Source organism: Cryobacterium lyxosi (assembly GCF_004403345.1).
Classification (GTDB): domain Bacteria; phylum Actinomycetota; class Actinomycetes; order Actinomycetales; family Microbacteriaceae; genus Cryobacterium; species Cryobacterium lyxosi.
In genome coordinates, this window is sequence record NZ_SOGT01000012.1 from 228,769 (window position 1) to 240,962 (window position 12,194).

The 12,194-nt window shown below is 65.5% G+C and carries 10 protein-coding genes; 4 read left to right on the forward strand and 6 right to left on the reverse strand.

Features of this window, described 5'->3' with window-relative positions:
* Position 1 precedes the first annotated feature (1 nt).
* On the forward strand, positions 2–1,354 hold the full coding sequence (locus E3T27_RS10860) for an MFS transporter (protein WP_198416526.1): 1,353 nt from the start codon (positions 2–4) through the stop codon (positions 1,352–1,354).
* 59 nt (positions 1,355–1,413) lie between these two features.
* Here the strand turns inward: E3T27_RS10860 and E3T27_RS10865 are convergent, their stop codons facing one another.
* Genes E3T27_RS10865 through E3T27_RS10875 form a run of 3 tightly spaced genes read right to left on the reverse strand, consistent with a single transcriptional unit; the run spans position 1,414 to position 4,051 of the window.
* The gene (locus tag E3T27_RS10865) at positions 1,414–2,253 is read right to left on the reverse strand and encodes an ABC transporter permease (protein WP_134572712.1); all 840 of its coding nucleotides are present in this window, start codon (positions 2,251–2,253) and stop codon (positions 1,414–1,416) included.
* Entirely contained in the window at positions 2,250–3,080 is an 831-nt protein-coding gene (locus tag E3T27_RS10870; protein WP_104198499.1) for an ABC transporter permease, read from the reverse strand. The genes E3T27_RS10865 and E3T27_RS10870 overlap by 4 nt, the downstream gene beginning before the upstream one ends.
* Positions 3,081–3,109: 29 nt before the next feature.
* Positions 3,110–4,051: an ABC transporter ATP-binding protein gene (locus E3T27_RS10875; protein ID WP_104198290.1), complete on the reverse strand. Its 942-nt coding sequence runs from the start codon at positions 4,049–4,051 to the stop codon at positions 3,110–3,112.
* Positions 4,052–4,118: 67 nt separating this feature from the next.
* Between E3T27_RS10875 and E3T27_RS10880 the strand changes: the two genes are divergently transcribed.
* Positions 4,119–6,092: an ABC transporter ATP-binding protein gene (locus E3T27_RS10880; RefSeq protein ID WP_134572714.1), complete on the forward strand. Its 1,974-nt coding sequence runs from the start codon at positions 4,119–4,121 to the stop codon at positions 6,090–6,092.
* A gap of 119 nt (positions 6,093–6,211) precedes the next feature.
* Here E3T27_RS10880 and E3T27_RS10885 read toward each other — a convergent pair whose 3' ends face one another.
* Positions 6,212–8,059 carry a phosphoenolpyruvate carboxykinase (GTP) gene (locus tag E3T27_RS10885; RefSeq protein ID WP_104198292.1) on the reverse strand — a complete coding sequence of 616 codons (1,848 nt, stop codon included), beginning with the start codon at positions 8,057–8,059 and terminating at the stop codon, positions 6,212–6,214.
* A gap of 178 nt (positions 8,060–8,237) precedes the next feature.
* On the opposite strand from E3T27_RS10885, the gene E3T27_RS10890 reads away from it, so the two are divergent.
* Both E3T27_RS10890 and E3T27_RS10895 read left to right on the forward strand, forming a co-directional pair.
* Complete coding sequence (locus tag E3T27_RS10890; protein ID WP_134572716.1) at positions 8,238–9,680, forward strand: XRE family transcriptional regulator; 1,443 nt, start codon at positions 8,238–8,240, stop codon at positions 9,678–9,680.
* 72 nt (positions 9,681–9,752) lie between these two features.
* Complete coding sequence (locus E3T27_RS10895; protein ID WP_134572718.1) at positions 9,753–10,070, forward strand: carbon-nitrogen hydrolase family protein; 318 nt, start codon at positions 9,753–9,755, stop codon at positions 10,068–10,070.
* A gap of 118 nt (positions 10,071–10,188) precedes the next feature.
* Here the strand turns inward: E3T27_RS10895 and E3T27_RS10900 are convergent, their stop codons facing one another.
* Both E3T27_RS10900 and E3T27_RS10905 read right to left on the reverse strand, forming a co-directional pair.
* A complete protein-coding gene (locus E3T27_RS10900; RefSeq protein WP_134572720.1) occupies positions 10,189–10,986 on the reverse strand; it encodes a 3-hydroxyacyl-CoA dehydrogenase in 798 nt (265 codons plus the stop codon).
* Positions 10,986–12,170 carry a thiolase family protein gene (locus tag E3T27_RS10905; RefSeq protein ID WP_104198296.1) on the reverse strand — a complete coding sequence of 395 codons (1,185 nt, stop codon included), beginning with the start codon at positions 12,168–12,170 and terminating at the stop codon, positions 10,986–10,988. The genes E3T27_RS10900 and E3T27_RS10905 overlap by 1 nt, the downstream gene beginning before the upstream one ends.
* Positions 12,171–12,194: the final 24 nt, after the last annotated feature.

Sequence of the window (12,194 nt, forward strand, 5' to 3'; positions counted from 1 at the left end):
CATGTCAACATCCACAGCGCCAGTTTCGACGCCGACCACGCCTCTCAACCCGAAGAGCCGCGTCATCATGGCGAGCCTCATCGGCACGACCATCGAGTTCTACGATTTCTACGTCTACGCGACCGCGGCCGTGCTCGTTTTTCCGCACCTGTTCTTTCCGACGGGCAACGAGACCACCGCGCTGCTCGCCTCTTTCGCCGTGTTCGGCGCCGCCATGGTCGCCCGCCCGATTGGGGCGCTGTTCTTCGGTCACTTCGGTGACCGTAAGGGACGCAAGGCCACCCTGGTCGGCGCGTTGCTCACGATGGGCATCGCGACCTTCCTGATCGGCCTGCTGCCGACCTACGACATGATCGGCTGGTGGGCGCCGTTCATGCTCGTCCTCCTGCGTCTCGCCCAGGGCTTCGCCCTCGGCGGCGAGTGGAGCGGCGCAGCACTCGTCGCGACCGAGAACGCACCGGCAGGCAAGCGCGCCTGGTACGGCACCTTCCCGCAGGTTGGCGCGCCGCTCGGCTTCATCATCGCCAACGGCCTGTTCCTCGGCCTTGCCCTCGCCCTGCCGTCGACCGACCCGACCCGTCCGTCCGAGGCATTCCTCGAATGGGCCTGGCGCATCCCGTTTCTATTCTCGGCCGTTATGGTCATCATCGGACTCTGGGTGCGGCTGCGCCTGGTAGAGAGTGAGGTCTTCACCAAGGTCGTCCAGGCAGACCGGGTCGAGAAGCTGCCGCTCGCGGCGGTGTTCAAGTCCAACTGGCGCGAACTGATCCTTGGCACGTTCATCATGCTCGCGACCTACGTATTGTTCTACCTGATGACCACGTTCACGCTCGGCTACGGCCGGGCCGCAACGGATGCCCCGGTTCCCGGCCTGGGATTCAGCTACAACAACTTCATTCTCATGATGATTCTCGGCGTGGTGTTCTTCGGAATCTTCACGCTGGCCTCTGGACCCTGGGCAGACAAGCACGGACGACGTAAGACGCTCATCATCGTGACGTTGTTCATCATCGTGTTCGGCCTCTTGTTCGTACCACTGCTCGGCGCGGGCTTTCCCGGCGTGATGCTGTTCCTTATCGTCGGCTTCTCGCTCATGGGCATGACCTTCGGCCCGATGGGCGCGCTGCTGCCCGAGCTGTTCCCGACCAGCGTGCGTTACACCGGCTCAGCCTTCGCCTACAACATGAGTTCAATTCTCGGCGCAGCCGTCGCCCCATTCATCGCCATCTGGCTGTGGACCCTCGGTGCGGGAAGCCCGTTCTGGGTCGGTATCTATCTCTCGGTCATGGCTGTCATCACCCTGATCGCGCTGGTCCTCAGCCGCGAAACGAAGGACCTCGACCTGCACCGCTAGGTTGTCGCCGCACAGCATCCGCACCCCCTCTCGCGATTGCGAGGAGGGGGTGCGTTTCTTCAGTTCAAGAAGAGGGCCTTGAGGCGGCGAGTGGCGAAGACCAGGCCGATCACGATCATCACGGCGTAGTACAGCACGTGCCAGAGCATTCCGGGGTCGATCTGCCCGGTAGTCAGGCCACGAACGAGCTCGACACCGTGCCAGAGCGGCAGCGCCTGGATCACGTACTGGATGCCCTGCGGGTAGACGCTGAGCGGGTAGAACGTGGCCGAGAACAGAAACATCGGCAGCAGCACAAAGTTGATCCAGTCCATCTGCTGGAAGGTCTTCATGTAGCTCGTCACCGCCATCCCGATGCTCGCGAAGCCGAACGCGATGAGCAAGACCGCCGGCAGGGCCAGAAGCGCCCACCAAGACAAGTTGAGCCCGAGCACCTGCATCACGAGCAGGAATCCGGTCGCGTAAAGCAGCCCGCGCAGCAGGGCGAGCGAGATCTCGCCAAGCGCCACGTCGAGCGGGCCAAGCGATGTGGACAGCATGCCCTCGTAGAGCTTGGCGAACTGCATCTTGAAGAACACGTTCCAGGTCGAGTCGTAGATCGCGCCGTTCATCGCGGCGACGGCGAGCAGGGCCGGGGCGATGAACGCCGCGTAGGGCATCTGAGTGCCGTCAGCGGTCTGCACCTGGCCGATCAGGGCTCCGAGGCCGAGGCCCATCGACAGCAGGTAGAAGATGGGCTCGACGAATCCGCTGAGCACCACGAGCGAGTTGGTGCTGCGTGTGGCCCGCCAGCCGCGCGCCATCACGCTGCGCGCGTTGCCGGCATACAGACTGCCAAACCGGCGCGGCGAGGCAGCGGACACCGCTACGGTCGATGGAGAGAGCTGCGGCCCGGTCATTTGTTCAGCCGTCTGGTCGCGAGGCGGCGGGCCCAGACCCAGCCGATGGCCAGCAGGGCGGCCAGATAAAGCACGTGCACCAGGCTGAGCCAGATCGGCTCCGGCAGGCCGTAAGCAAAGACGCGAGAAAGCTCCGTGCCGTGCCAGAGCGGGGAGATCCAGCCGATCCACTGCAGATACGGCGGCAGCACGTCGAGCGGAAAGAACGTGCCCGAAAACAGGGTCATCGGCAAAATCACGAAGCGTTGCACCATGGCCAGCTGTCCGGTGTCGTCCTTCAGGGTGGCCGTGTAGGCCATCACAAGCACGCCGAAGGCCAGCCCGGTCACAAGCGCCACCGGCACGGCGACGAACCCGAGCCGGCCGGGCACCGCCCCGAAGGCGAGCATGAAGACGTAGAAAATAGTGCAGGTGACGAGCATGCGTGCCGCGACCGAGATGACGAGGCCGTTGATGATCTGGCCGGGCTGGATGGAGCTCGCATTCATACCGAAAAAGGTAGGGTTCCACTTGAAGCCGAGCATGATCGGGTAGGTGAACTCCTCGGAGGCTACGGCGATCGCGCTGCTTGCCAGCAGCGCCGGCGCCAGAAAGGCGAGGTAGCTCACCCCATCGATGGCGTCATCCCCGAGATTGCCGTCCACGAGGCTGGCCAGGCCCACGCCCATCGCGTACAGGTAGACGAGCGGGCTGCCGACGGCGGTGAAGAGCACGGTCTGGGCATACGACCGCATGACCCGAAACCGGTGCTCGGCCACATACCAGGAGCCGTAACGTCGGGTGCGCGCCGCGGCTGCGACGGCCGCCGCGCGCGTCTCTGCGCGCATTTCGTCGCTGATGTCGTCCACTGGGCCGCTCACTCGATCAGGTTTCGGCCGGTGAGCCGCAGGAATACGTCTTCCAGGCTGGAGCGGCGTACGAGGCTGGTGATCGGGCGGAGGCCGGCAGCGGTCATCCGCTCTAATTCGTTTTCGCCGCTGTCGCTGTAGACCAAAATGCGGTCGGGCAGCACGTCAACTCGCTCACCGTAGCTCTGGATGCGACCGGCGACCTCAGCGTTCTGGGTAGAACCGAAGCGCACTTCGAGTACTTCACGGGAGGAATAGCGGCGAATGAGGTCGGCCGGGGAGCCCTCGGCCATGATGCGACCCTTGTCGACCACGACAAGGCGGTCGCAGAGTTGTTCAGCCTCGTCCATGTAATGGGTGGTGAGAAGCAGCGTCGTGCCCTGCTCCTTCAGGCGGAACAGACGGTCCCACAGAATGTGGCGCGCCTGCGGGTCGAGGCCGGTCGTCGGTTCGTCGAGCAGCAAGATGCGCGGGTCGTTGATGAGGGCCCTGGCGATGGTGAGGCGGCGTTTCATGCCCCCAGAGAGGTCATCGACCTTGGCGCCGGCCTTGTCGGCGAGCTGGGCGAATTCGAGCAGTTCGTCGGCGCGGCGGGCGACGCGGGCGCGTGGCAGCCCGAAGTAACGGCCGTAGACCAGCAGGTTCTCGCGCACCTTCAGTTCCATGTCGAGGTTGTTCTCCTGCGGCACGACGCCGAGCTGCGAGCGAATCTCGGGACCATAGCGGTTCGGGTCGAGGCCGAGCACGTCGAGGTCACCGCTCGTGCGGGTGGAGACCGCACCGATCATGCGCATCGTCGTGGACTTGCCCGCGCCATTGGGGCCGAGCAGCCCGAAGGACTCCCCCGGCGCGACCTCAAAACTGATGCCGTCGACGGCGACGAAATCCTTTGAGTTTTTGACCGGATAACTCTTGACGAGATTCTGGGTGGCAATGACAGTCGCTGGCACAGTTCCAACCTAGACCGCCCCCGCTTCAGTGGGGATGGTTCGCATCCGGGACGGTTAAGATTTACGAGTGACTACCGCTAGCCGTGCGCCCGAAACCTCCGCTGCCCCCGCTTCGCCAACCGCAGCGAAGCCGCCGCGCGGCCGTCGTGGCCGCCCCGCCCCCAGCGGGCCGAGGGCGACGTTCAGCCAGTTGCTGCCCTACCTGTTCGAGCACAAAAAGGTGCTCAGCGTCGTCATCGTACTGAGCGTGCTCGGCGCTGCCGCGAGCCTGGCCCAGCCTCTGCTCGTCAGCCAGGTCATCACGATCGTGCAGGCTAACGATCCACTCGGATCCCTCGTCGGCCTATTGATCGCCCTCGTGGTCATTTCGGGCCTGATCAGCGGCTACCAGCACTACCTGTTGCAGCGCACCGGTGAGGGGGTTGTGCTTTCGAGCCGCCGCAAACTGGTCGGGCGTCTGCTGCGCCTGCCGATCAGCGAGTTCGACGCGCGTCGCACCGGAGACCTCGTCTCCCGCGTCGGCAGCGACACCACCCTGCTGCGCGCGGTGCTCACCCAGGGCCTGGTCGAAGCTATCGGCGGATCACTCACTTTCATCGGTGCACTCGTGGCAATGCTCATCATCGACCCGGTGCTGCTCGGACTGACCGTGCTCGTCATCGCGGTATCGGTGGTCACCGTCATCCTGCTGTCGCGTCGCATCCGCACTGCGAGCACGGCAGCCCAGGTCAAGGTCGGTGACCTTGCGGCCAGCGTCGAACGGGCGATCAGCGCCATCCGCACTGTTCGTGCCGCCAATGCAACCGAACGTGAAGTCGCCGTGATCGACGAGGACGCCCGCGGTGCCTGGCGCATGGGTATCAAGGTCGCCAAGATCAGCGCCCTCGTCGTACCGATCGCCGGGATTGCCCTGCAGGTGTCGTTCCTCGTCGTGCTCGGCGTCGGTGGTTTTCGCGTCGCCAGCGACGCCATCACCATTGCCGACCTGGTCGCGTTCATTCTCTTTCTCTTCATGATGATCATGCCGCTCGGGCAGTTCTTCGGCGCGATCACCTCGGTCAATTCCGCGCTCGGCGCGCTGGGCCGCATCCAGGAAATCATCGATCTGCCCGCTGAGGACCAGTTCGATCGCGACATCGCCCCGCTCGCGATGACCGTTGGTGCCGCGAACGAAAAGGTACGCCCCGAGGCCGCTGCAATCAGCTTCGAGAATGTGCACTTCGGCTACTCGGTCGCCCCGGTTGAGTCCGACCCGGGCAGCACCGAGGCCACAGATGCCGCCGGTCTGGTTGGCCCTGCCGTTGCCCCCGATGACGCAGTCCCGGCATCCCCGACCGATGCTCCCGCCTCCACAAAACCCCGTCCCGTGCTCACGGGAGTCTCGTTCAACGCACCGCGCGGCCTGCGCACGGCGCTCGTCGGGCCCAGCGGCGCCGGCAAAAGCACGATTCTCGCCCTGATCGAGCGGTTCTACGACGTCACGGATGGCACCGTGCGACTCGGCGGGCTGGACATCCGCTCGCTGGACCGCACCGCGCTGCGCGCCCAGATCGGCTATGTGGAACAGGACGCCCCGGTACTCGCCGGATCGCTGCGGGACAACCTCACTCTGGCAACTCCCGACGCCACCGATGACGAGTGCATCGCCGTGCTTCACGCCGTCAATCTCGGTGAGGTGCTCGAGCGCGACCCGGCGGGGCTCGGCGCCGCGGTCGGGGAATCGGGAGTCAAGCTCTCCGGTGGCGAACGCCAGCGACTCGCCATCGCGCGGGCGCTGCTCGCGGCGCCACCGATTCTGTTACTCGACGAGTCGACGTCGAGCCTCGACGGTAAAAATGAGCAGATGATGCGGGAGGCCATCGATGCCGTTGCGGCCGACCGCACGCTCATCGTCATCGCGCACCGTTTGTCGACCGTCGTCGACAGCGACCAGATCGTGGTGCTCGATCATGGCCAGGTCGTCGGCGTCGGCACGCACTCCGAACTCGTCGTCTCGACGCCCCTGTACCGGGATCTCGCCAAGCACCAGCTTCTGGTCTAGCCAGCCGCGCCGTCAGGATGCTTCAAACCGGTATCGGCTTGTCTCAGCTACCGGAGTCGGACTGAAAGCACGAAACAGCCCTGCCGCGCGAGGCGACAGGGCTGTTTCTGCTGCAGAAACTAGTCCTTCAGGTGGTACCGCACGCTCGCGAGCTCGGCCCGGAGCGCCGGCGGAACCTTGTCACCGAACTTGTCGAAGTATTCCTCGGTCAGGTCACACTCGGCGAGCCAGCTGTTCTGGTCGATCGCGAACAACTGGTCGACGGCTTCCTTCGACAGGTCGAGACCGTCAAGATTCAGGCCGTCCTCGGCCGGAAGCAGGCCGATCGGGGTATCGATGGCGTCGGCGGTGCCTTGGATGCGGCGAATCATCCATTCGAGTACCCGCGAGTTCTCGCCGAAACCGGGCCAGATGAAAGCGCCGTCCGGGCCCTTGCGGAACCAGTTGACCTGGAAGATTGCCGGGGCGTTGGTGCCGAGTTCCTTGCCGACCTTGAGCCAGTGGCCCCAGTAGTCGGCCATGTTGTAGCCACAGAACGGGAGCATGGCGAACGGGTCGCGGCGCAGCTCGCCAACGATGCCGTCAGCGGCTGCGGTCTTCTCAGACGAAATGGTGGCTCCCATGAACACGCCGTGTTTCCAGCTGCGCGCCTGCGCAACCAGCGGAACGTTCGTCGCCCGGCGGCCACCGAACACGATGGCGTCGATCGGTACGCCACCGGCGGCTTCCCAGTCGTCGGCGATCGATGGGCACTGGGCGGCCGCAACGGTGAAGCGAGAGTTCGGGTGGGCGGCGGTGCGGCCGGAATCGGGCGTCCAGTCCTTGCCCTGCCAGTCGATCAGGTGGTCGGGAGCCTTGTCGGTGAGGCCTTCCCACCAGACGTCGCCATCGTCGCGCAAAGCGACGTTGGTGAAGATGGTGTTGCCCCACATGGTGGAGACGGCGGTCGGGTTGGTGGTTTCACCGGTGCCGGGGGCGACGCCGAAGAAGCCGGCCTCTGGATTGATCGCCCACAGGCGACCGTCTTCGCCCTGGCGCAGCCAGGCGATGTCGTCGCCGATGGTCTCGACCTTCCAACCGGGGATGGTCGGGCGCAACATCGACAGGTTCGTCTTGCCGCAGGCCGATGGGAACGCGGCCGCCATGTGGAACACGCCGCCCTCGGGGGAGATCAGCTTGATGAGCAGCATGTGCTCGGCGAGCCAGCCCTCGTCTCGGCCCATGACCGACGCGATGCGCAGAGCGAAGGACTTCTTCGACAGCAGGGCGTTTCCGCCGTAGCCGGAACCGTAGGACCAGACCTCCCGGGTGTCAGGAAACTGCACGATGTATTTGTCGTCGTTGCAGGGCCACTCCACCTCGGGGCGAGTGATGCCCGACTGGTCGATCAGCGGGTAGCCGACGCTGTGCACGGTGTGCACCCACGGTTCGCCGGCTTCGATCATGGTCAGCACGGTCTCACCCATGCGCGTCATGATGCCCATGTTGAGGACGACGTAGGGAGAGTCGGTGATCTCGACGCCGAGCTGCGAGATAGGCCCGCCAAGCGGGCCCATCGAGAACGGCACGATGTACATGGTGCGACCGCGCATGCAGCCGGCGAAGACCCCGCGCAGTTCGGCGCGCATGGCGGACGGTTCGGCCCAGTTGTTGGTGGGGCCGGCATCCGCTTCATCGTTGGAGCAGATGAAGGTGCGGTTCTCGACGCGGGCGACGTCCTTCGGATTGGTGCGAGCAAGAAAGCTGTTGGGGCGCCATTCCGGGTTCAGCCGGATGAGTTGGCCGGAGGCGACGAGCAGTTTGGACAGGTCATTGGCCTCGCGCTTGGAGCCGTCGCACCAGACGATCGCGTCGGGTTCGGTCAGGCGCGCAATCTCGTCGACCCAGGCTTGCAGGTTGGGGTCGGTGCTACCCGTGCGACTCGGGTCGGCGTCCCCGGTGCTCTGGCGGGAATGGGTGAGGGTCATCGTCTGGCCTTTCTGTACTGCTCGGGTAGGTGCAAAGTTGTGGAACGCCGGGCTGCGTTGCGTGAATGACGCTGCGTACGGCCAGAATTTTGGCCACAACTTCAGAGTGGCCTTCCTCCCAATGAGAAACCGCGATATTGCGAGTTAAGAATCGTCATTCTTTAGATATCGTTAAGGAATGTCGCCTCAAGGTTCCGATCTGATCACCCTCGGCCATCGCATCCGCCATTTTCGCGGCGAGCGCGGTCTGACGCTCGACCAGCTCGGTGAGCGGGTCCGCCTCGCCGGCAGCCAGCTGTCCCTGATCGAGAATGGCCGCCGCGAACCGAAACTGTCGACCCTGCAGGACCTCGCGACCGCGTTGTCGGTCGATCTGGCCGAGCTGCTGCGCCGGGAAGCGCCCAATAACCGTGCGGCGCTGGAGATCGAACTGGATCGGGCCCAGAAGAATCCGCTTTACGGGGCGCTGGGACTGCCAATGGTCAAAGTCACGAAGGGGATGCCGCTGCCGGCCATCGAGTCGCTTCTCGGCCTGCACCGGGAGCTGTCGCGCCGGGCCAGCGAAGCCATCGCGACGCCGGAGGAGGCGCGCCGCGCGAACACCGAATTGCGCGAACGGATGCGCGAGCAGGGCAACTACATGCCCGAGATCGAGGAGCTCGTGGAGGAGCGGGTGCGCGCCAGCGGGCATACCTCGGGCGCCCTCACCCACCGCGAGGTCAGTGTCATGGCCGATCAGCTCGGCTTCAGCCTGATCTATGTCAATGACCTGCCGGGCTCCACCCGGTCGGTCACCGACCTCGCCAACGGTCGCATCTACCTGCCGCCGGCCTCGATTCCCGGCGGGCACGGCCTGCGTTCGATGGCGTTGCAGGCGATGGGTCACCGGCTGCTCGGGCACGAACGGCCCGTCAGCTACGCCGAGTTCCTCTGGCAGCGACTCGAGATCAACTACTTCGCGGCGGCGTGTTTGATGCCGCGCGAAGCGTCCGTTGCCTTTCTTGCACATGCCAAGCAGGAGCGGGAGTTGGCCGTGGAAGACTTTCGCGACGCCTTCGGCGTGACCCATGAGGCGGCGGCGTTGCGATTGACCAACCTCGCCACATCCCACCTCGACATGACGCTGCATTTTCTGCGGGTCAACGGCGACGGCGCCCTGCAAAAGGGGTACGAGAACGACGACCTGCCGTTTCCGGTGGACGTCACCGGGTCGATCGAAGGCCAGTACGTCTGCAAGCAATGGAGCGCCCGCAGCGCCTTCACCCACACCAACCGCACCACCGAGTTCTACCAATACACCGACACCCCGGCCGGCACGTACTGGTCGGCGACGCAGACCGGGTCAACGGATGCCGGCGAGTTCTCGATCAGCGTCGGCGTTCCGTTTGCGCAGGCCAAGTGGTTTCGCGGGCGGGAGACCACGCAGCGCACGGTATCGCGCTGCCCAGACGAGTCATGCTGCCGTCGGCCCGATTCCGATGCCGCCGCCCGCTGGGCTGGACGGGCCTGGCCGAGCGCCCGGCTGCACGCGCACGTGTTGTCACCGTTGCCGTCCGGAACTTTTCCAGGCGTTGACGACTCCGAGGTGTACGCGTTCCTCGAGGCACACGCGGCGGAGTAGCGGCGTGGCGAAGTAGCGGCGCCCTCTAGTGTGAAATCGGTAGTTGATCGCTCAGAATCTCTGGGGAACAACATGCGTCTGATTACGGCCCCGTCGTGCCCATCCTCGTCCATGCGGGTGCAGGCGCCCGACCGCCTCCCACTGTGCGTCGGCCTCGTGCAGCAGCGCTGGCACGCCGACGAGGCGACGCTGCAGGCTGAGCTGGCCGAGGGCATCCGCCTGGCCGCCGAGGCCAGTGCCCGAATCGTCTTTCTGCCCGAACTCACCCTCAGCAAGCACCCCGGGAACGTGCGGGCCGCCAGAATTTTCAAAGCGGATGCCGAGCCGCTCCGGGACGGCCTGATCAGGCGTCAGCCGGCAGACGCCCATTGCGCCACAGGGCGAAGATGAGTGGCAGAACGGGGACGATCCCGACAATCAGATACGCCGAATCACCCCACTCTTTGTGCATGAGCGAAACGCCGAAAACCAGCAGGCCTATGTGCGAGGGCGGCCAGGCCGCCAATGACTACTTCGGCTGCATCCGAATCGCCCCGTCGAGACGGATGGTTTCTCCGTTGAGCATGGGATTTTCGATGATATGCCGCACCAGGAATGCGAATTCGTCGGGGTCGCCGAGTCGGGACGGGTGCGGCACCTGAGCGCCCAGGGAGTCCCGCACCGGCTGCGGCAGCCCCTGCAGCATGGGAGTGTCGAAGATTCCAGGCGCAATCGACATGACCCGAATCAGGCTTTGCGCGAACTCGCGGGCCAGCGGAAGGGTCATCGCGGCGACGCCACCCTTGGAGGCAGCGTAGGCCGCCTGCCCGATCTGCCCGTCAAACGCGGCGACCGATGCCGTGTTCACGATGACGCCGCGTTCGGCGCCGCCCTGGCGGTCCGGGTCACCGACGGGTTCGGTGCGCTGCATCGCCGCGGCGGCCAGTCGCACGACGTTGAACGTACCCACGAGGTTGATGCGAATGGCGCGTTCGAAGTCTTCGAGCGGCAGCGGCCCATCGCGGCCGACCGTGCGAGCGCCCGGCGCGATGCCGGCGCAATTGACCACGATGCGCAGCGGACCCTGGGCCACCGCGGCGTCGACGGCGGTCTGCACATCGCCGGCGCTCGTCACATCGCCGGCGACGAACCGGGCCCGGTCGCCAAGGGAGGCGGCGATCTCCTCGCCGGGGGCACCGGGCAGATCCAGCAACACCACGGATGCCCCGGCTTCGTGCAAGGTGCGAACGCAGGCCAGGCCGAGGCCGGAGGCGCCTCCGGTGATGAGGGCGGAGCATCCGCTATTGAGCACATTGACGGCGTGCATCAGAGCCTCTCGATCAGGGTGGCGTTGGCCATGCCGCCGCCCTCGCACATGGCCTGCAGGCCCCATCGACCACCGGTCATTTCGAGGTGATTGAGCAGGGTCCCCAGCAGGCGGGTACCCGAGGAACCGAGCGCGTGGCCCAAGGCGATGGCGCCGCCACGCGGGTTGAGGCAATCGGGGTCGGCGTGAAGCTCGTGCAGCCATGCCAGCGGCACGCTTGCGAAGGCCTCGTTGATCTCATAAGCGTCGATGTCGTCGATACTCAGGCCGGCCCGCGAGAGGATGCGCTGGGTCGCCGGAATCACGCCGGTCAGCATGAGCAGCGGGTCACTTCCCACCACGGTGAAACTGTGAAACCGGGCGCGCGCGTTGAGGCCGAGCTGGTCGGCCCGCTTGGCGCTCATGATCAGGGTCGCCGAGGCTCCGTCGGTCAGCGGCGAGGAGTTGCCGGCCGTGACATGCCAGCCAAGCTTCGGAAACCGGGCCGCGAGGGCATCGGTACGAAAGGCGGGCAGCAGGCCCACCAGCGAGGCGTGCGACGTGCCGGCGCGAATGGTCTCGTCCTCGCTGACCACGCTGCCGTCCGGCCGGGTGACGGTCACGATTTCGCCGGAGAAATCTCCCCGTTCGGCCGTCGCTGCTGCGCGCCGGTGGGAGCGGGCCGCGTAGTTGTCGAGGGCGTCGCGGCCGAGGTTCCATTTTTGGTTGATGAGCTCGGCGGAGACGCCCTGGTTCACCAGTTCGTCGGGATAGCGCTCATGCATGAGCGTGCCAAATGGGTCTTGGGAGCTGGCCGATGACCCGAGCGGAACGCGACTCATCGACTCGACGCCGCAGGCGATGACGACGTCAGCACTGCCGCTCATGACGGCCTGGGCGGCGAAGGCGGTAGCTTGCTGGCTGGACCCGCACTGCCGGTCGATCGTGGTGCCGGGAACGGTGTCGGGAAACCCGGCGCTCAGTAGAGCGGTGCGGGTGATGTTGTTGCTCTGTTCGCCGACCTGGCTGACGCAGCCGCCGATCACGTCGTCGACGAGCGCCGGGTCGAGGTTGTTGCGGCTGACCAGTTCGCGCAGCACGGTGGCCAGAAGGTCGGCCGGATGAATACCATCGAGAGCTCCCCCGGGTTTGCCCCGGCCCGACGGGGTGCGCAGAACGTCCACGATGACAGCTTCATTGCTCATGACCCCAGCCTAGGCCCGCCGGTG